16 protein-coding genes are annotated in these 17,359 nt (G+C 73.0%); 8 read left to right on the top strand and 8 right to left on the bottom strand.

Annotated features, from left to right (window positions below; genetic code table 11):
• Positions 1 to 37 precede the first annotated feature (37 nt).
• Positions 38 to 1,003 (bottom strand): DEDDh family exonuclease, encoded by a 966-nt coding sequence (locus ACFY7E_RS15765; protein ID WP_389485074.1) that lies wholly within the window; start codon positions 1,001 to 1,003, stop codon positions 38 to 40.
• Between the two features lie 466 nt (positions 1,004 to 1,469).
• Between ACFY7E_RS15765 and ACFY7E_RS15760 the strand changes: the two genes are divergently transcribed.
• The 4 genes from ACFY7E_RS15760 (at position 1,470) to ACFY7E_RS15745 (ending at position 4,940) form a co-directional block, all read left to right on the top strand.
• On the top strand, positions 1,470 to 2,210 hold the full coding sequence (locus tag ACFY7E_RS15760) for a VIT family protein (protein WP_389485071.1): 741 nt from the start codon (positions 1,470 to 1,472) through the stop codon (positions 2,208 to 2,210).
• A gap of 106 nt (positions 2,211 to 2,316) precedes the next feature.
• Positions 2,317 to 3,201, top strand: coding sequence for a sterol desaturase family protein (locus tag ACFY7E_RS15755; protein WP_389485069.1), 885 nt, complete (start codon positions 2,317 to 2,319; stop codon positions 3,199 to 3,201).
• A complete protein-coding gene (locus ACFY7E_RS15750; protein WP_389485066.1) occupies positions 3,198 to 3,878 on the top strand; it encodes a lysoplasmalogenase in 681 nt (226 codons plus the stop codon). The genes ACFY7E_RS15755 and ACFY7E_RS15750 overlap by 4 nt, the downstream gene beginning before the upstream one ends.
• 18 nt (positions 3,879 to 3,896) lie before the next feature.
• Positions 3,897 to 4,940 carry a zinc-dependent alcohol dehydrogenase family protein gene (locus ACFY7E_RS15745; protein WP_389485064.1) on the top strand — a complete coding sequence of 348 codons (1,044 nt, stop codon included), beginning with the start codon at positions 3,897 to 3,899 and terminating at the stop codon, positions 4,938 to 4,940.
• Here ACFY7E_RS15745 and ACFY7E_RS15740 read toward each other — a convergent pair.
• Complete coding sequence (locus tag ACFY7E_RS15740; RefSeq protein ID WP_389485061.1) at positions 4,930 to 6,252, bottom strand: CoA transferase; 1,323 nt, start codon at positions 6,250 to 6,252, stop codon at positions 4,930 to 4,932. The two genes, ACFY7E_RS15745 and ACFY7E_RS15740, sit on opposite strands and share 11 nt — an antisense overlap.
• A 112-nt stretch (positions 6,253 to 6,364) precedes the next feature.
• Positions 6,365 to 7,900 (bottom strand): S8 family serine peptidase, encoded by a 1,536-nt coding sequence (locus tag ACFY7E_RS15735; RefSeq protein WP_383438701.1) that lies wholly within the window; start codon positions 7,898 to 7,900, stop codon positions 6,365 to 6,367.
• A 273-nt stretch (positions 7,901 to 8,173) separates the two neighbouring features.
• Here ACFY7E_RS15735 and ACFY7E_RS15730 point away from each other — a divergent pair, with 273 nt between their 5' ends.
• The 3 genes from ACFY7E_RS15730 to moaA all read left to right on the top strand — a co-directional run bounded on the left by ACFY7E_RS15730 (position 8,174) and on the right by moaA (position 11,323).
• Complete coding sequence (locus ACFY7E_RS15730) at positions 8,174 to 8,548, top strand: DUF485 domain-containing protein (RefSeq protein WP_383438699.1); 375 nt, start codon at positions 8,174 to 8,176, stop codon at positions 8,546 to 8,548.
• Positions 8,545 to 10,170, top strand: a complete 1,626-nt coding sequence (locus ACFY7E_RS15725) for a cation acetate symporter (protein WP_389485058.1) — start codon at positions 8,545 to 8,547, stop codon at positions 10,168 to 10,170. The genes ACFY7E_RS15730 and ACFY7E_RS15725 overlap by 4 nt, the downstream gene beginning before the upstream one ends.
• A 163-nt stretch (positions 10,171 to 10,333) precedes the next feature.
• Positions 10,334 to 11,323, top strand: coding sequence for a GTP 3',8-cyclase MoaA (moaA, locus tag ACFY7E_RS15720; protein ID WP_389485056.1), 990 nt, complete (start codon positions 10,334 to 10,336; stop codon positions 11,321 to 11,323).
• A gap of 52 nt (positions 11,324 to 11,375) precedes the next feature.
• On the opposite strand, the gene ACFY7E_RS15715 is transcribed toward moaA, so the two are convergent.
• Positions 11,376 to 11,600 (bottom strand): hypothetical protein, encoded by a 225-nt coding sequence (locus tag ACFY7E_RS15715; protein WP_356546507.1) that lies wholly within the window; start codon positions 11,598 to 11,600, stop codon positions 11,376 to 11,378.
• 188 nt (positions 11,601 to 11,788) lie between these two features.
• The gene (locus tag ACFY7E_RS15710; protein WP_389485053.1) at positions 11,789 to 12,133 is read right to left on the bottom strand and encodes a DUF3099 domain-containing protein; all 345 of its coding nucleotides are present in this window, start codon (positions 12,131 to 12,133) and stop codon (positions 11,789 to 11,791) included.
• A 169-nt stretch (positions 12,134 to 12,302) separates the two neighbouring features.
• Between ACFY7E_RS15710 and ACFY7E_RS15705 the strand changes: the two genes are divergently transcribed.
• Entirely contained in the window at positions 12,303 to 12,578 is a 276-nt protein-coding gene (locus tag ACFY7E_RS15705) for a GlsB/YeaQ/YmgE family stress response membrane protein (RefSeq protein ID WP_383442768.1), read from the top strand.
• 83 nt (positions 12,579 to 12,661) lie between these two features.
• Here the strand turns inward: ACFY7E_RS15705 and tyrS are convergent, their stop codons facing one another.
• From tyrS to ACFY7E_RS15690, 3 genes are read right to left on the bottom strand one after another with little or no spacing between them, the layout of a single operon-like run.
• On the bottom strand, positions 12,662 to 13,930 hold the full coding sequence (tyrS, locus tag ACFY7E_RS15700) for a tyrosine--tRNA ligase (protein ID WP_389485051.1): 1,269 nt from the start codon (positions 13,928 to 13,930) through the stop codon (positions 12,662 to 12,664).
• A gap of 53 nt (positions 13,931 to 13,983) precedes the next feature.
• The gene (locus ACFY7E_RS15695; protein ID WP_389485048.1) at positions 13,984 to 15,375 is read right to left on the bottom strand and encodes a metallopeptidase TldD-related protein; all 1,392 of its coding nucleotides are present in this window, start codon (positions 15,373 to 15,375) and stop codon (positions 13,984 to 13,986) included.
• Positions 15,372 to 16,895 carry a TldD/PmbA family protein gene (locus ACFY7E_RS15690; protein ID WP_389485045.1) on the bottom strand — a complete coding sequence of 508 codons (1,524 nt, stop codon included), beginning with the start codon at positions 16,893 to 16,895 and terminating at the stop codon, positions 15,372 to 15,374. Before ACFY7E_RS15690 ends, ACFY7E_RS15695 begins: the two co-directional genes overlap by 4 nt.
• Positions 16,896 to 17,359: the final 464 nt, after the last annotated feature.

The following is a 17,359-nucleotide window of genomic DNA, read 5'->3' as shown; positions in this document are numbered from 1 at the left end:
CGCGCGCGGTCCGGCACGCCCGGGGGGCCCGGGGGTGTCACCCGTCTGCCGGGGCCACGTCCCGCAGCAGCTGGGTGTAGGCGGCCTCGTCGACGACGGGCGTGCCGAAGGAGCGGGCCTTGAGGGTCTTGGAGGTGGCCGCGTCCGGGTCGTTGGTGACGAGCAGGCTCGTCAGCCGCGACACGCTGCCGGCCACGTGCAGACCGGCCTCGACGGTGCGGTCCTCCAGGAGCTCGCGGTCGACGGAGGTGTCCCCGGAGAACGCCACCCGCATCCCCTGCCTGAGCGGCTCGCCGGCCTCGTAACGGCCGGGATTGGGGTACGGGCAGGCCGGCCGCCTGCGCGAGGGGCGCCAGCTGTTCGTCCGGTACGCGGGGTACGGGGAGGGGGCCGGGGACGCGGCCCACTCGGTCAGCGGCCGGCACTCCAGGAGCGGCAGGCGCACGCCCTGCTCGGCCGCCGCGTGCAGGCTCGGCCGGAACGCCTCGGCGAGCACCCGCGCGTCGTCCAGCGCGTTGTGCGCCTGGCGCTGCTCGACGCCGAAGTGCGCGGCGAGCGACTCCAGCTTGTGGTTCGGCAGCGGCAGCGACAGCTGCTTGGAGAGCGCGATCGTGCACAGGCGCTGGCGCACGGGCGCGGTGGACTCGGCGCGCGCGTACTCCCGGGCGATCATCTGCCAGTCGAAGATCGCGTTGTGCGCGACGAGCACCCGCCCGTCGAGCCGGGCCGCGAACTCGGCCGCGATCTCCGGGAAGAGCGGCGCGCCCTCCAGGGCGTCGCTGGTCAGCCCGTGGATCCACACCGGGCCGGGGTCGCGCTCGGGGTTGACGAGGGTGTACCAGTGGTCCTCGACGTTCCCCTGGGCGTCCAGCCGGTAGACGGCGGCGGACACGATCCGGTCGTCGCGGGCGAGACCGGTGGTCTCCACGTCGACGACCGCGTACCCCTGCGGGTAGGCGGTCGGCCACGCTGCTGCTGTCGTGCGGTCGTCGAGCATGGTCAATGAGGATACGGGCCGCGACCGACAATCCCCTCCTCGGTGCCCCGGGGGGCCGTTTGCCGGGGGTCGGCGGCCCGCCCGCCGTCGGGACCGGGGGCCCGCCCGCCGGTGCTCCGGAGGCCCGCCCGCCGGGGGGCCGGGAGACGCCGTCGGGTCCGGGGTCCGCCCGGGACTGGGGTCTGCCCGGGTCCGGGGTCTGCCCGGGTCCGGGGTCCGTCCGGGACTGAGGTCCGCCCAGGGCCGGGGTCCGCCCGAGACTGAGGTCCGCCCAGGTCCGGGGTCCGCCCGGGACTGGGGCCCGCCCGGGATCAGGACCCGCTCGGGACCGGGCCTACCCGGGATCGGAGGCCGTCCGGAACCGGGGCCCGCTCCCGCCCTCCCCTCTCTTCCCTCCTTCTCCTCCCCTCCCCTCCCGGCTCCGGGCGGGTCGTTCCGGGGCCGGTGACCCGCCGGGTGCGACCCTCCTCACGTGACCGAACCCCCCGCGCCTCCCGCGTCCTCCGCGCCCGCCGCGCACGACGAGGCCCACGGCGGCGGCCTCGGCTCCCGCCTCAACTGGCTCCGGGCCGCGGTCCTGGGCGCCAACGACGGCGTCGTCTCCACGGCGGGCCTCGTCGTCGGCGTCGCCGGGGCCACCGCGTCCGTCTCCGCGCTGCTCACGGCCGGTCTCTCCGGGCTCCTCGCCGGCTCGATGTCGATGGCGGCGGGGGAGTACGTCTCGGTCTCCACCCAGCGCGACTCCGAGAAGGCCGCGCTCGCCCAGGAGAAGCGCGAGCTGCGCGAACGGCCCGCGGCCGAGCTGGACGAGCTCGCCGCCCTCCTGGCCGCCCGCGGCCTCTCCCCGGGCGTCGCCCGCGAGGCCGCCGAACAGCTCACCGCCCGCGACGCCCTGCGCGCCCACGCGCGCGTGGAGCTGGGCATCGACCCGGACGCCCTCACCAACCCCTGGCACGCGGCCGGCGCCAGCTTCCTCGCCTTCACCGCCGGGGCCCTGCTCCCGCTCCTCGCGATCGTCCTGCCCCCGCCCTCCACCCGCCTCTGGATCACCGTCCTCTCCGTCCTCGCGGCCCTCGCCCTCACCGGCTGGTCCAGCGCCCGCCTCGGCGCCGCCCCCGCCGGCCGCGCGGTCCTCCGCAACGTGGCGGGCGGGGCCCTGGCGATGGCGGTGACGTACGGAGCGGGGTCGCTGCTCGGGGCGGCGGGGGTCTGAGGACGCTCCTTGTCGGAAGGCGCCAAAGCCTGTTGACACCTCGTCTCGCATACATGTCGGTAACGACGTCTGGGCACGCCCCGACCCGCGCCCCTACCGTCTTCGCATGCCGAACCTGCCCGATGTCGTGCTCTGGTCCATCCCGGCGTTCGTCCTGCTGACCGTCCTGGAGATGGTCGGCTACCGGCTCCATCCCGACGACGACGCCGCCGGGTACGAGGCCAAGGACGCCGCCACCAGCATCGGCATGGGGCTCGGGAGTCTCTTCGTCGACCTCCTGTGGAAGATCCCGATCGTCGCGGTCTACACGGCCGTCCACGAGCTCACCCCGCTCCGCGTTCCCGTCCTGTGGTGGACGATCCCGCTGATGCTGCTCGCCCAGGACTTCTTCTCCTACTGGTCGCACCGCGGCCACCACGTCGTCCGGATCCTGTGGGCCTCCCACGTCGTGCACCACAGCAGCCGCAGGTTCAACCTCTCCACCGCGCTGCGCCAGCCCTGGACCGGCTTCACCTCGTGGCCGTTCTACCTGCCGATGATCGCGCTGGGCGTCCACCCGGCCGCCGTGGCCTTCTGCTCCTCGGTCAGCCTCGTCTACCAGTTCTGGATCCACACCGAGCGCATCGACAAGCTGCCCCGGCCCCTGGAGTACGTCCTCAACACCCCGTCCCACCACCGTGTCCACCACGCCTCGCAGGGCGGCTACCTGGACCGGAACTTCGGCGGCATCCTGATCCTCTGGGACCGGATGTTCGGCTCCTGGGCGGCGGAGACCGAACGGCCCGTCCACGGCCTCACCAAGAACATCGAGACGTACAACCCGCTGCGCGTCGCCACCCACGAGTACGCCGCCATCGCCCGGGACGTGCGGGCCGCGAGCGGCTGGGGCGAGCGCGCCGGGCGGATCTTCCGCGGCCCGGGACGGCATCCCGTCACCGCACCCGGGCCCGTCACGACGCCCGCACCCGTCGCCGCGGAGACCACCGCGTGAGCACCCGTACCGCCGGCCCCGCCGCCCCCTCCGGCACCGCCCCCGCCACCGCGCTCTCCCGCGCTCTCCTCGTCGCCTTCGCCCTCGCCGCCGCCGTCGACCTGGTCTCCCTGCTCGCCGGCGCCGAGCCGGGCCACCAGGTCGCCAAGCCGCTCCTGATGCCCCTGCTCGCCGCGTACGCCGTGAGCCGGGGCGCCCCCAAGCCGCTGGTCGCCGCGCTCCTGTTCGGCTGGGCCGGCGACGTCCTCCTGCTCTCCGACGCCGACCGGGCCTTCCTCGCCGGCATGGGCTCCTTCGCCGTCGGACACGTCTGCTACCTGGTCCTCTTCGGCCGTCGGCGCGCGTCCCCGGCGCTCGGCGCCCTGTACGCGGCCGCCCTCGCCGCCACCGTCGTGCCGCTCTGGCCCGACCTGCCCGCCGGGCTGCGGATCCCGGTCGCCGGGTACGCGCTGCTGCTCACCGTCATGGCCTGGCGCGCGAGCTCCCTCGGGCTCCTCGCCGGACTCGGCGGCGCCCTCTTCCTGCTGTCCGACACCCTCATCGCCACCGGCGTCGCCGGGTGGCCCCGGCTCCCGGCGTCCGACTTCTGGGTCATGCTGACCTACGTCGCGGCGCAGTACCTGCTGACGACCGGAGCCCTGCGGGCGATGTACGGTGAAAGTCGTACAAACGTCTGACAGCAGGGATCGACCACCATGCGCGCCACCACCATCCACGCCCCGTTCGACCTGCGCGTGGAGGACGTGCCCGACCCGGTGGTCCAGGACCCCACGGACGTCGTCCTGCGGGTCCTGCGCGCCTGCGTCTGCGGCAGCGACCTGTGGGCCTACCGGGGCGAGTCCGCCCGGCAGCCGGGCCAGCGGATCGGCCACGAGTTCCTCGGCGTCGTCGAGGAGGCCGGAGCCGGGGTCCGCGGCTTCCGCAGGGGAGACCTCGTCGTCGCCCCCTTCGTCTGGTCCGACGGCACCTGTGCGTACTGCGCCGAGGGCCTCCAGACCTCCTGCCCGCGCGGTGGCTTCTGGGGCTCCGTGGGCTCCGACGGCGGCCAGGGCGAGGCCGTCCGCGTCCCCTTCGCCGACGGCACCCTCGTCAAGCTGCCCGCCGAGGCGGCCTCCGACGACCGGCTCCTGACCGCGCTGCTCGCCCTCTCCGACGTCCTGGGCACCGGCCACCACGCCGCCCTCGGCGCCGGCGTGCGGCCCGGCTCCACCGTCGCCGTCGTCGGCGACGGCGCCGTCGGCCTCTGCGGCGTCCTCGCGGCCAAGCGGCTCGGCGCCGAGCGGATCATCGCGCTCGGCCGGCACACCGCGCGCACCGACATCGCCCGTGCCTTCGGCGCCACCGACGTCGTCGCCGAGCGCGGGGAGGCCGCCGAGGCCGCCGTCCGCGAACTCACCGGCGGCCAGGGCGCCCACGGCGTCATCGAGGCCGTCGGCACCGAGCAGTCCATGCGCACCGCCGTCGCCGTCGCCCGCGACGGCGGGTCCATCGGCTACGTCGGCGTCCCGCACGGCAGCGGCACCGGCCTCGACCTGTCCGTCATGTTCAACCGGAACATCGCCCTGCGCGGCGGCGTCGCCCCCGTGCGCGCGTACATCCCGGAACTCCTCCCGGACGTCCTCGACGGCACGATCGACCCCTCCCCGGTCTTCGACCTGACCGTCGGCCTCGACGGCGTCCCCGACGGCTACCGGGCCATGGACGAGCGCACCGCCCTCAAGGTCCTCGTCAAGCCGTAGTCCCCGTCCACACCGGCGCGTCCGCGCCCGGCAGGCCCGGCGGTCGCGACCAGCCCGCCGGGCCGCCCTCGTACGCGACCGGGGACAGCGCGTGCCGCAGCCGCCCGAGCGGGCCCTCCGACTCGACGAGGTACCGCTCGGGGTCGTACGCGGGCAGCGCGTGCGTCAGCCAGTGGCCCGTCCGCGCGAGGGCGAGCCGGACAAGCCGGGTGCCGCCGTCCCGGTCCCGCTCGGTCAGCGACCGCAGGACCGCCGCCGCGAGCAGATAGCCGGTGCCGTGGTCCAGGGCCTGTGCGGGCAGCGCCCCCGGCTCCTCCGCCGAGCCCTCCACGACGCCGATCCCGGTCGCCGCCTGCACCAGGGAGTCGAAGCCGCGCCGCCCGCCCCACGGCCCGTCCTCGCCCCAGGCCGAGACCCGGGCCGTGACGAGCCCCGGGCGGTGGAGGTCGAAGCGGTCGAGCGCGCCCGGCCGGTAGCCGGTCACCAGCACGTCCGCCGCGTCGAGGAGTCCGTCGAAGGTACGCCGGTCCGAGGGCCGCTCCAGGTCGAGGACGGACGTCCGCTTCCCGACGTTCGTCTCCGCGTGCTGGTCCGGCAGCTCCGGACGGCCCGGCGGGTCGATCCGCAGCACGTCCGCGCCGAGCAGCGCGAGCGTCCGGGTCGCCACCGGCCCTGCGAGCACCCGGGTCAGGTCCAGGACCCGCAGGGGCCCCGAACGCGGCCGGGGCGGCGCCTCGTCGAGCCGCTCCCGGGTCAGCAGCGGCCGCGCCGCCACCTCCCGGCCCTGCGGGTGCGCCGCCCACTCCCCGGGCGTGCGCAGGGCGACCGCCAGGCCCCTGGCCCCGTACACCGCCGTCTCCACCCCGACGGCCGTCCGCTCCCCGATCGCCGCCGCCACGTCCTCGGCCGCCGCGTCCTCCGGCGACCCGGGCGGCACGCCGAGGGCGGCGAGCAGCGCCGCCCGGTGGTGCGGGTAGTTGGCGTGGGTGCGGACCCAGCCGTCCGCCGCCCGCCAGAACCGCGACAGGGGCGCGAAGCTCACCGGCGCCCGTCCGTCGATCCGCAGGTGCCGCTCGCTCGTGAAGGCGGTGGCCACGGCCCCGTCGTCCACCCGAACGGGCCCCGGGAGCCCCGCCCGCTCGACCGCCGCGAGCCCCGCCACGGCGACCGACGCCCGTGCCAGGTCCATCACCGGCAGCCGGGCCGGCAGCAGCCCCGGGGGCCCCGTGAACGACACCCGGTCGACCAGGGCGGGATCACCGCCGAGGGCCGCCCACAACAACTCCGTACCCGTGCGCACCGTCGTGTCCATGGTGCCCATGATCCCCACCGCGGCGACCGGCACCACGCGCGAGGGCCCCGGCGCGGCGTACCGCACCGGGGCCCCCGGGGCCTGTCCGGCGGACAGGCCCCAGAGCCGCCGGTTACCGGCGGACCGCGTCGAGCGCGTCGATCAGACCGGCCCCGTAGAAGCCGTTCTTGTTCTTGCCGCCCTCGCAGACCGCGTCGACCTTGCCGTCGCCGTTGATGTCGTACGGGTCGGTGCAGGCGAGCCGGTCGGCCTGCGCGTACAGCAGGGCCTTGAGCGCCGCCGGGCCCGCGTGCGGGTGCCTCGACTTGATGAGCGCCAGGACGCCCGCCGCGTGCGGCGAGGCCATCGACGTGCCGGCCTTGTAGTTGTAACCGCCGTTGACCGTGGTCGACAGGATCCGGCCGTTGACCGCCGGGGCGTCCGGGGTCTGGTACTCGGTGCGGTCACCGCCGGGCGCGGCGATGTCGATCACGCCGCGGCCGTAGTTGGAGTAGGACGCCTTCAGGTCCTTGGCGCCGGTCGCGGAGACCGTGACGACACCGGGGAGCATCGCCGGGTAGTCCAGGCACTCCTTCGGGTCGATGGTCCGGCCGCCCGGCGTGGAGTCGTTCGGGCTGCTGTCGTCGACGATCGAGTCGGCCGCCAGGTCGAACGAGGAGTTGCCGGCCGCCGCCACGTTGACCGTGCCCCTGCGCTCCGCGTAGCGGGTGGCGCGGGTGACGGCCTCGATGAGGGCCTTCTGGTCCGCGTCGTTCTTGCACGCGAACATCCACGGGTCGGTGTAGTAGCTGTTGTTCGTGATGTCGATGCCGTGCTCGGCCGCCCACACGAAGCCGCAGACCACGGCCTCCGTGTAGAAGAAGCCGTCCGGGGTGGACACCTTGATGCCGGCGAGCTTCACGCCCGGCGCGACGCCGGTGACGCCGATCCCGTTCTTCGCGGCGGCGATCGTGCCGGCGACGTGCGTGCCGTGGTCGCTCTCGCCCGCGTTCGGCCGCCACGAGCCGGGGGTGGTGTCCGCCTTGCCGGACACGCAGTTGGCGGACTTCGCGGCGCTGAAGTTCGGCGCCAGGTCCGGGTGGGTGTCGTCCACGCCCGTGTCGATGACGCCGACGGTCACGCGCTTGCTGCCCAGCGTCCGCTGGTGCGCCTTGTCGGCCTTGATCGCCGGGAGGTCCCACTGCAGGGGCTCGAGCGCGTCCTGCTCGTCGGTCGCGCGGGCCGCGGCGGCCTTGGCCTCGGCCTCGGTCAGCACCTGCGCGTCGCTGCCGACGGAGGTGTCGGTCTGCACGGAGAGCGGGGCGGTGCGGGTCGCACCGGCCGACACCACGCCGCGCGCCTTGCGTATCTGCCGCGCGAACTCGGGGTTCTGCGAGTGGACGACGACCACGCCTATCCGGTCGTACGAGACGACGACCGTGCCGCCGGCGGCGGCTATCGCCTTCTTCACCGACTTGGCGGTCGAACGGCCCCCGTCGACGTTCACGACGTACGACAGCTTCGGCCCGTCCGTCGCCACGGCGGCGACCGGGGCGTCGCTCAGCTCCGCCGCCGAGGCGCCGGAGGGAAGGAAGCCGAGCGAGGCCGTGAGCGCGAGGCCGACGGGCAGAGCGAGAGCTCGGCCACGCCTCGATCCCAGATGAGCCATGGGTTCTCCACATCATCCGTATGTACTGCTCGCGCGCGGGTTTGCGCGCGGGCAGGTGCATGACGAGTGAAGCTATCGCTGATCTTCCCGTCCCATCAATGAGTTGAGAAGACTTCATGAAGATCTGCCCGAGAAAATCCTCGGGGTGAACCGCTTCGCTTCCTCCTCCGTGCCGTTGTGCAGGGGAGGGCTCCCCCCGGAGCCCCGGCTCCCGTACCCCCGGTGAGGCCCCCTTCGACCCAGCCGTCCGCCCGCGCGTCACGAGGAGAGTCCGTGGCTACCGAAGCACCGCCGCCAGCCCGAAACGACACGGAGACCCCCCGGGGCCCCGCGTCACCCACCACGGAGCAGTTCGTCGAGGTGCAGCAGGGCGAGGAGTTCGGCGAACTGCGCCGTGCCCACCGCTCGTTCGCCTTCCCCCTCACCCTCGCCTTCATCGCCTGGTACCTGCTGTACGTGCTGCTCTCCAACTACGCGGGCGGCTTCATGGGGACCAAGGTCTTCGGCAACATCAACGTGGCGCTGGTCCTGGGCCTCGGCCAGTTCCTCACCACCTTCGTCATCGCCTGGCTCTACGCGCGGCACGCGGCGAACCGGCTCGACCCCAAGGCCGAGGCCATCAAGTCCCGTATGGAGGGCGACGCATGAGCAACCCCGTCCTGCTCGCGGCGGACAACGCCACCAGCGAGCACCGGCCCCTGATCATCGCCCTGTTCGGCGCCTTCGTGATCGCCACGCTCGTCATCACCGTGTGGGCCGGCCGGCAGACCCGCAGCGCCGCCGACTTCTACGCCGGCGGACGCCAGTTCACCGGCTTCCAGAACGGCCTGGCGATCTCCGGCGACTACATGTCCGCCGCGTCCTTCCTCGGCATCGCCGGCGCCATCGCCCTCTTCGGCTACGACGGCTTCCTCTACTCGATCGGCTTCCTCGTCGCCTGGCTCGTCGCCCTGCTCCTGGTCGCCGAACCGCTGCGCAACTCCGGCCGCTTCACCATGGGCGACGTCCTCGCCTACCGGATGCGCCAGCGTCCGGTCCGCACCGCCGCCGGCACCTCCACCATCGTCGTCTCGATCTTCTACCTGCTCGCGCAGATGGCCGGGGCGGGCGTCCTCGTCTCGCTGCTCCTCGGCATCACCAGCGACGGCGGCAAGGTCGCGATCGTCGCCCTCGTCGGCGTCCTGATGATCGTGTACGTGACCATCGGCGGCATGAAGGGCACCACCTGGGTGCAGATGGTCAAGGCCGTGCTGCTCATCGCGGGCACGCTCCTGATCACCTTCCTCATCCTGTGGAAGTTCCACTTCAACCTGTCGGAGCTGCTCGGCGCGGCCGCCACCAACAGCGGCAAGGGCCAGGCCTTCCTGGAGCCCGGCCTCAAGTACGGCGCCACCGCGACCTCGAAGCTGGACTTCCTCTCGCTCGGCATCGCGCTCGTCCTCGGCACCGCCGGCCTGCCCCACATCCTGATCCGCTTCTACACGGTCCCGACCGCCAAGGCCGCCCGGAAGTCGGTCAACTGGGCCATCGGCATCATCGGCGCCTTCTACCTGATGACGATCGTCCTCGGCTTCGGCGCCGCCGCCCTGCTCGAGAACGCCGACATCGTCGCCTCCAACAAGGCCGGCAACACCGCGGCCCCGCTCGCGGCCCTGGAGATCGGCGGCGGAGCCGGCTCCACGGGCGGCGCGATCCTCCTCGCCGTCATCTCGGCCGTCGCCTTCGCGACCATCCTCGCCGTCGTCGCCGGCCTGACCCTGGCCTCCTCGTCGTCCTTCGCGCACGACATCTACGCCAACGTCATCCGGCGCGGAAAGGCCACCGAGAAGGAGGAGATGCGGGCCGCCCGCTGGGCGACCGTCCTCATCGGCGTCGTCTCCATCGCGCTCGGCGCCCTCGCCCGCGACCTCAACGTCGCAGGGCTGGTCGCCCTCGCCTTCGCGGTCGCCGCCTCCGCCAACCTGCCGACGATCCTGTACTCCCTCTTCTGGAAGCGGTTCACCACCCGGGGCGCCCTGTGGTCGATCTACGGCGGTCTGGTCTCCGCCGTCGTCCTGGTGCTGTTCTCGCCGGTCGTCTCCGGCAAGCCGACCTCGATGTTCAAGGGCGTCGACTTCTACTGGTTCCCGCTGGAGAACCCGGGGCTCGTCTCCATCCCGCTCGGCTTCCTGCTCGGCTGGCTCGGCTCGGTCCTCTCCAAGGAGGAGCCGGACAAGGGCAAGTACGCGGAGCTGGAGGTCAAGTCCCTCACCGGTGTCGGAGCGCACTGAACCGTATACGTTCCGCCCACCGCGGCCGGCCGCGTCGTAGAGTTCTACGACGCGGCCGCGCCGGTCCTCGTGACAATCTGCCCTGCTCGATGTCGGACCACTCGCGTAGGCTCGTGACAGGCGATCGAAACGAACCGATCCACAGACGGGGAGGGGGCCCACCGTGCTCATCGACACCTTCGGGCGGGTCGCCACCGACCTGCGCGTCTCGCTCACGGACCGGTGCAACCTGCGTTGCACCTACTGCATGCCGGAAGAGGGCCTCCAGTGGCTCGCCAAGCCGGATCTCCTCACGGACGACGAGATCGTCCGGCTCATCCGCATCGCGGTCACCGACCTCGGCGTCACCGAGGTCCGCTTCACCGGCGGCGAACCGCTGCTCCGCCCCGGCCTCGTCGGGATCGTCGAGCGCTGCGCGGCCCTGGAGCCCCGCCCCCGGATGTCCCTCACCACCAACGGCATCGGGCTCAAGCGCACCGCGACCGCCCTGAAGGCCGCGGGTCTCGACCGGGTCAACGTCTCGCTCGACACCCTGCGCCCCGACGTCTTCAAGACCCTCACCCGCCGCGACCGGCACCGGGACGTCCTCGACGGCATGGCCGCCGCCCGCGACGCCGGCCTCGTCCCGGTCAAGGTCAACGCCGTCCTGATGCCCGGACTCAACGACGACGAGGCCCCCGACCTGCTGGCCTGGGCGATCGAGGAGGGGTACGAGCTCCGCTTCATCGAGCAGATGCCGCTCGACGCCCAGCACGGCTGGAAGCGCGACGGCATGATCACCGCGGGGGACATCCTGGAGTCCCTGCGGACCCGCTTCGCCCTGACCCCTGAGGGCGCCGAGGAGCGCGGCTCCGCCCCCGCCGAGCGCTGGGTCGTCGACGGCGGACCGCACACGGTCGGCGTCATCGCCTCCGTCACCCGCCCGTTCTGCCGGGCCTGCGACCGCACCCGGCTCACCGCCGACGGACAGGTCCGCACCTGCCTCTTCGCCACCGAGGAGACCGACCTGCGGGCCGCGCTCCGCTCGGAGGCGGGGGACGCCGAGGTCGCGGAGATCTGGAAGAAGGCCATGTGGGGCAAGAAGGCCGGCTCCGGCCTCGACGACCCGAGCTTCCTCCAGCCCGACCGCCCGATGTCGGCGATCGGCGGCTGAGAACCCGTTCCGAGGGCTCGGGGGTTCCGGCCCCCGAGCCGCCGGACGGGCCCTAAGGGGCGGCCGACTCCCAGTCGGCCAGCGGCACGACGTCCTTGAGGAAGCCCCGTACGCCCAGGAACTGCGAGAGGTGCTCGCGGTGCTCCTCGCACGCGAGCCACGTCTTGCGCCGCTCCGGCGTGTGCAGCTTGGGGTTGTTCCACGCGAGCACCCAGACGGCGTCGGCGCGGCAGCCCTTGGCGGAACAGATCGGCTTCTCTTCGCTCACTGGACCCATGATCACCCGGTCATTGTCCAGCAAGGGCGATGCCGAGCAGCCACGGGGGGAGCTGCCCGGCATCGGTCCGTCGCTCCGACGGGGGATGCGGAGCGCGTAGGCAGTATGTCACGGCACATGGGGTGCGGTGCACTGGAACTTCATGATTGATCTGAGCTTTTCTTGAGGTTCCCGGCCACGCTCGGTGATCAGTTCCGGCCGTCCGGGCGGTCCGGTTCCGGGTCGGCGGCCGGCTCTCCCGCGTCGAGCGCGGGCCGCACCGGAGCCGGTACGAACGTGGAGGGAAGGGACGGGGGCGACTCGCGCCCCGCGTTGGCGATCACCACGGCCACATAGGGCAGCAGGATGCCCAGGGCGAGCGCCACGACCGCCACGTGCCGCTCGACGTTCCACAGCACCGCGGCGGCGATCACGGAGAGCGTCCGGACCGTCATCGAGATGACGTACCTCCGCTGCCGCCCCCGGACGTCCTCGGCGAGCCCCTGCCGGGCTCCCGTGATCCGGAAGACCTCGGCTCCGCCACGCTTCGGCATCACCGCTCACCACCCACCGGTCGCGCCGGACCCACCCCGGTCCGGACCTGGTTCCACGGTACGCCCGCCCTCCGGCACGGACGAGACCGGGGCACGTATGGCGCTGTCCGACATGCGGCGTATGACGCGAAGGCCGAGACTGGGCCCACATGCGTACAAGGAGGCGACAATGGGTTGGTTGTGGGCGATCATCGTGGGTCTCGTCCTCGGTCTGATCGCGAAGGCGATCCTGCCGGGCAAGCAGCAGATCCCGCTCTGGCTGACGGTGGTGTTCGGCATCCTCGGCAGCGTCCTCGGAAACGCGGTCGCGACCTGGATCGGGGTGAACGACACCAAGGGCATCGACTGGATCCGCCATCTGCTCCAGCTGATCGGCGCGGTCGTCGTCGTCGGCCTGGGCGACATGCTCTGGGCCTCGATGAAGGGCAACAGGCGGCGGGCCTGAGGCCGGCGAGCACACGAAGAGCCGGGAGGCCCGGTACGGCACGTGGTGTGCCGTACCGGGCCTCCGGTCGTGTCCTGGGGGCGTCAGGCGCCGGTGAACTCGATCGCCGCCAGGTTCTTCTTGCCGCGCCGCAGCACCAGCCAGCGCCCGTGCAGCAGGTCGTCCGCCGACACCTCGGCGTCCTCGGCGGTGACCTTCACGTTGTTCACGTACGCCCCGCCCTCCTTCACCGTGCGGCGCGCCGCCGACTTGCTCGCCACCAGGCCGACCTCGGCGAACAGGTCCACGACCTGGCCGAGCTCCGACACGCGCGCGTGCGGCAGCTCGGACAGGGCCGCGGCGAGCGTCGCACCGTCCAGCCCGGCCAGGTCGCCCTGGCCGAACAGCGCCTTCGAGGCGGCGACGACGGCCGCGCACTGCTCGGCGCCGTGCACCAGGGTCGTCAGCTCCTCGGCCAGCGCCCGCTGGGCCGCCCGGGCCTGCGGCCGCTCGGCGGTCTGCGCCTCCAGCTCCTCCAACTCCTCGCGGGACCTGAAGGAGAGGATCCGCATGTACGTGGAGATGTCCCGGTCGTCCACGTTCAGCCAGAACTGGTAGAACGCGTACGGCGTGGTCATCTCCGGGTCCAGCCAGACGGCCCCGCCCTCGGTCTTGCCGAACTTGGTGCCGTCCGCCTTGACCATCAGCGGGGTCGCGAGCGCGTGGACCTCGGCCCCCGGCTCCAGGCGGTGGATCAGGTCCAGCCCGGCCACCAGGTTGCCCCACTGGTCCGAGCCGCCCTGCTGGAGCACGCAGCCGTAGCGGCGGTACAGCTCCAGGAAGTCCATGCCCTGGAGGAGCTGGTAGCTGAACTCGGTGTAGCTGATGCCCTGCTCGGACTCCAGGCGCCGGGCCACGGAGTCCTTGGTCAGCATCTTGTTGACCCGGAAGTGCTTGCCGATGTCCCGCAGGAACTCGATCGCCGAGAGGCCGGCGGTCCAGTCCAGGTTGTTCACCATGACCGCGGCGTTCTCCCCCTCGAAGGAGAGGAACGGCTCGATCTGGGTCCGCAGCCGGTTCACCCAGTTCGCGACCGTCTCGGGGTCGTTCAGGGTGCGCTCGGCCGTCGGCCGCGGGTCGCCGATCTGCCCGGTGGCCCCGCCGACCAGCGCCAGCGGCCGGTGCCCGGCCCGCTGGAGCCGGCGGACGGTGAGGACCTGGACCAGGTGGCCGACGTGGAGACTGGCCGCGGTCGGGTCGAAACCGCAATAGAACGTGACGGGACCGTCCGCGAGAGCCTTGCGCAGTGCGTCCTCGTCGGTGGACTGGGCGAAGAGCCCGCGCCACTTCAGCTCGTCGACGATGTCCGTCACGATCGTCCGTCTCCTCGGTTGGATGGGGTGATGCCGGGGCCAGTCTAGGCGGGTCAGACCCCCTTGCTGACCGAGCTCATGTTGAAGTCCGGCACCCGCAGGGCGGGCATCGCGGCCCGGGTGAACCAGTCGCTCCACTCGCGCGGCAGCGTCTTCTCCGTACGGCCCGCCTCCGAGGCCCGTGACAGCAGGTCCACCGGCGACTCGTTGAACCGGAAGTTGTTCACCTCGCCGACCACCTCGCCGTTCTCGACGAGGTAGACGCCGTCCCGGGTCAGCCCGGTGAGCAGCAGCGTCGCCGGGTCGACCTCGCGGATGTACCAGAGGCAGGTCAGCAGCAGACCGCGCTCGGTGGCGGCCACCATCTCCTCCAGGGAGCGCTTCCCGCCGCCGTCCAGGATCAGGTTCCCCGCCGCGGGGGCCACCGGCAGCCGGGTGAGCGCCGACGAGTGCCGGGTCGTGACGAGCCGCTCCAGCCTCCCCTCCCGCACCCAGTCGATCGGCCCCACCGGCAGACCGTTGTCGAAGACGGACGAGTCGTCGCCGGAGGAGTGCGCGATCACGAACGGCGCGGACTCCAGGCCCGGCTCGTTCGGGTCGCTGCGCAGCGTCAGCGGGAGCTGCGAGAGCGTCTCGCCGAGCCGGGTGCCGCCGCCGGGCTTGGAGAAGACCGTACGGCCCTCCACCGCGTCCCGGGCGGCGGCGTTCCACTGCTGGTAGATCAGCAGGTCGGCCACGGCGGTCGGCGGCAGCAGCGTCTCGTACCGCCCGGCGGGCAGTTCGATCCGCCGCTCCGCCCAGCCGAGCCGGACCGCGAGGTCGGCGTCGAGCGCCGCCGGGTCGACGTCCTTGAAGTCCCGCGTCGCGCGCCCCGCCCAGGCCGAGCGCGTGCGGTCGGGGGACTTGGCGTTCAGCTCCAGGGTGCCGTTCGGCTGGTCGTGGCGGAGCCGCAGCCCCGTCGACGTGCCCAGGTAGGTGGAGGTCAGCTGGTGGTGGGCGAAGCCGTACAGCTCGCGGCCGCCGGCCCGGGCCCGGGCGAAGGCCTCGCCGAGCGCGGGCGCGAAGTCCCCGAAGACCGCGGAGGAGGTCTCCGCCGGGGCGTCCGTGAAGTCGGGGGAGGCGGACACGTTCTCCACCAGCGGCTGCGCGTCCTCGGCGGGACCGGCGGACCGGGCGGCGTCCTCGGCGGCCCGCACCAGGGGCTCCAGGTCCTCGACGGTCACGGCGGACCGGGACACGACGCCGGAGGCGGTCCCCCGCGCGCCGTCGACGGTCGCGATCACCGTGAGCGTACGGCCCCGGGTCACGCCGTTCGTCGTCAGCGCGTTCCCGGCCCAGCGCAGATTGGCCGACGACTCCTCGTCCGCGATGACGACGCACCCGTCGGCCCGGGACAGCTCCAGGGCCCGCTCGACGATCTCGTACGGCTTGCTGACGCGGCTCATCGACCGGCCTCCTGCGTCGTATTGAGGATGTTGACACCCCGGAAGAGGGCGGAGGGGCAGCCGTGCGAGACGGCGGCGACCTGGCCCGGCTGGGCCTTGCCGCAGTTGAAGGCGCCGCCGAGGACGTACGTCTGCGGGCCGCCGACCTGCTCCATCGAGCCCCAGAAGTCCGTGGTCGTCGCCTGGTACGCGACGTCCCGCAGCTGCCCGGCGAGCCGCCCGTTCTCGATGCGGAAGAAGCGCTGCCCGGTGAACTGGAAGTTGTACCGCTGCATGTCGATCGACCAGGACCGGTCGCCGACCACGTAGATCCCCCGCTCCACGCCCCCGATCAGGTCCTCCGTCGACAGGCCGCCCGGGTCCGGCCGGAGCGAGACGTTCGCCATCCGCTGCACCGGCACGTGCGCGGGGGAGTCCGCGAAGGCGCAGCCGTTCGACCGGCCCAGGCCGGTGAGCCGCGCGATCCGCCGGTCCAGCTGGTAGCCGACGAGCGTGCCGTCCTTCACCAGGTCCCAGGACTGCGCCTCGACGCCCTCGTCGTCGTAGCCGATGGTCGCGAGCCCGTGCTCGGCGGTCCGGTCACCCGTCACGTTCATGATCGAGGAGCCGTACGTCAGCTTGTTCAGCTGGTCGAAGGTGGCGAACGAGGTGCCCGCGTAGGCCGCCTCGTAGCCCAGGGCCCGGTCCAGCTCGGTGGCGTGCCCGATCGACTCGTGGATGGTCAACCACAGGTTCGACGGGTCCACGACCAGGTCGTACCGCCCCGCCTCGACGCTCGGCGCCCGCATCTTCTCGGCGAGCAGCGCCGGGATCTCGTCCAGCTCCTTGTCCCAGTCCCAGCCCGTGCCGGTCAGGTACTCCCAGCCGCGCCCGGCCGGCGGCGCGATCGTCCGCATCGAGTCGAACTCGCCGGTCGTCCCGTCCACGGCCACCGCCGTGAGCTGCGGGTGCAGCCGCACGCGCTGCTGGGTGGTCACGGTCCCGGCCGTGTCCGCGTAGAACTTGTTCTCATGGATGGTGAGCAGCGACGCGTCCACGTGCGCCACGCCCTCCGCCCGCAGCAGCCGCGCGCTCCAGTCGGCGAGCAGGGCGCTCTTCTCCTCGGAGGGCACGGAGAAGGGGTCGATCTCGTACGAGGAGATCCACACCTTGTCCTCGTGCACCGGCTCCGCCGCCAGCTCCACCCTCTCGTCGGAACCGGCCGCCGCGATCACCTTCGCCGACAGCTTGGCCATGGCGACCGCCTGCGAGGCGACCCGGGCCGCCCCGTCCATGGTCAGGTCGACCCCGGAGGCGAATCCCCAGGCCCCGCCGTGCACCACCCGCACCGCGTAGCCGAGGTCCGTGGTGTCGGAGGATCCGGACGGTTTGGCGTCGCGCAGTCGCCACGAGGCGCTGCGCACCCGCTCCAGGCGGAAGTCGGCGTGCTCGGCACCCAGCGCGCGCGCTCGGGCGAGCGCCGCGTCGGCGAGTGCCCGAAGGGGCAGCGCGACGAACGAAGGGTCGATCTGATGGACCACGAGCGGCCTCGCTCTCGGTGATCGGAAGACTCGGAAGACGGTCTCGCGGGACGGTCACGGAACTGCCCGGGAAGTCAATCACGGGAGGGGCGGTCGGGGCGTCGCATTGGCGTGCGCCCTCGGCGGAACCGGTCCCAACCGGCCACCGCGTGCCGGGCATTGGGGCAACGACACAAGGCGAGCCGGTACCCGCCGGGCGGTCCGGCCGCGCCCCGGACCGCGCTCCCCGCCCGGCGGCCCGGCGGTCGGGGAGCGGGGTCCTCCGCCCGGGACCACGCCTCCCGCGCCCCGGAACGCACCCCGCGCGGACCCGGCGGCGGGCCGCCGGCCGGTCGCCCTCCGGGACCTCCGAGCTGTAGGGACCCGACAGTGCGGCCCGTACGCCACTGTCGGAGGTCGATTCCTCATGTCGGGAGCGATGCAGATAGGTTTTCGGCTACCAGACCGCTATCGAAAGGGTGATC

Source organism: Streptomyces sp. NPDC012825, assembly GCF_042900925.1.
Classification (GTDB): Bacteria; Actinomycetota; Actinomycetes; order Streptomycetales; family Streptomycetaceae; genus Streptomyces.
The sequence above is the reverse complement of the archived record's forward strand: the minus strand, read 5'-3'. Positions and strand labels throughout refer to the sequence as shown.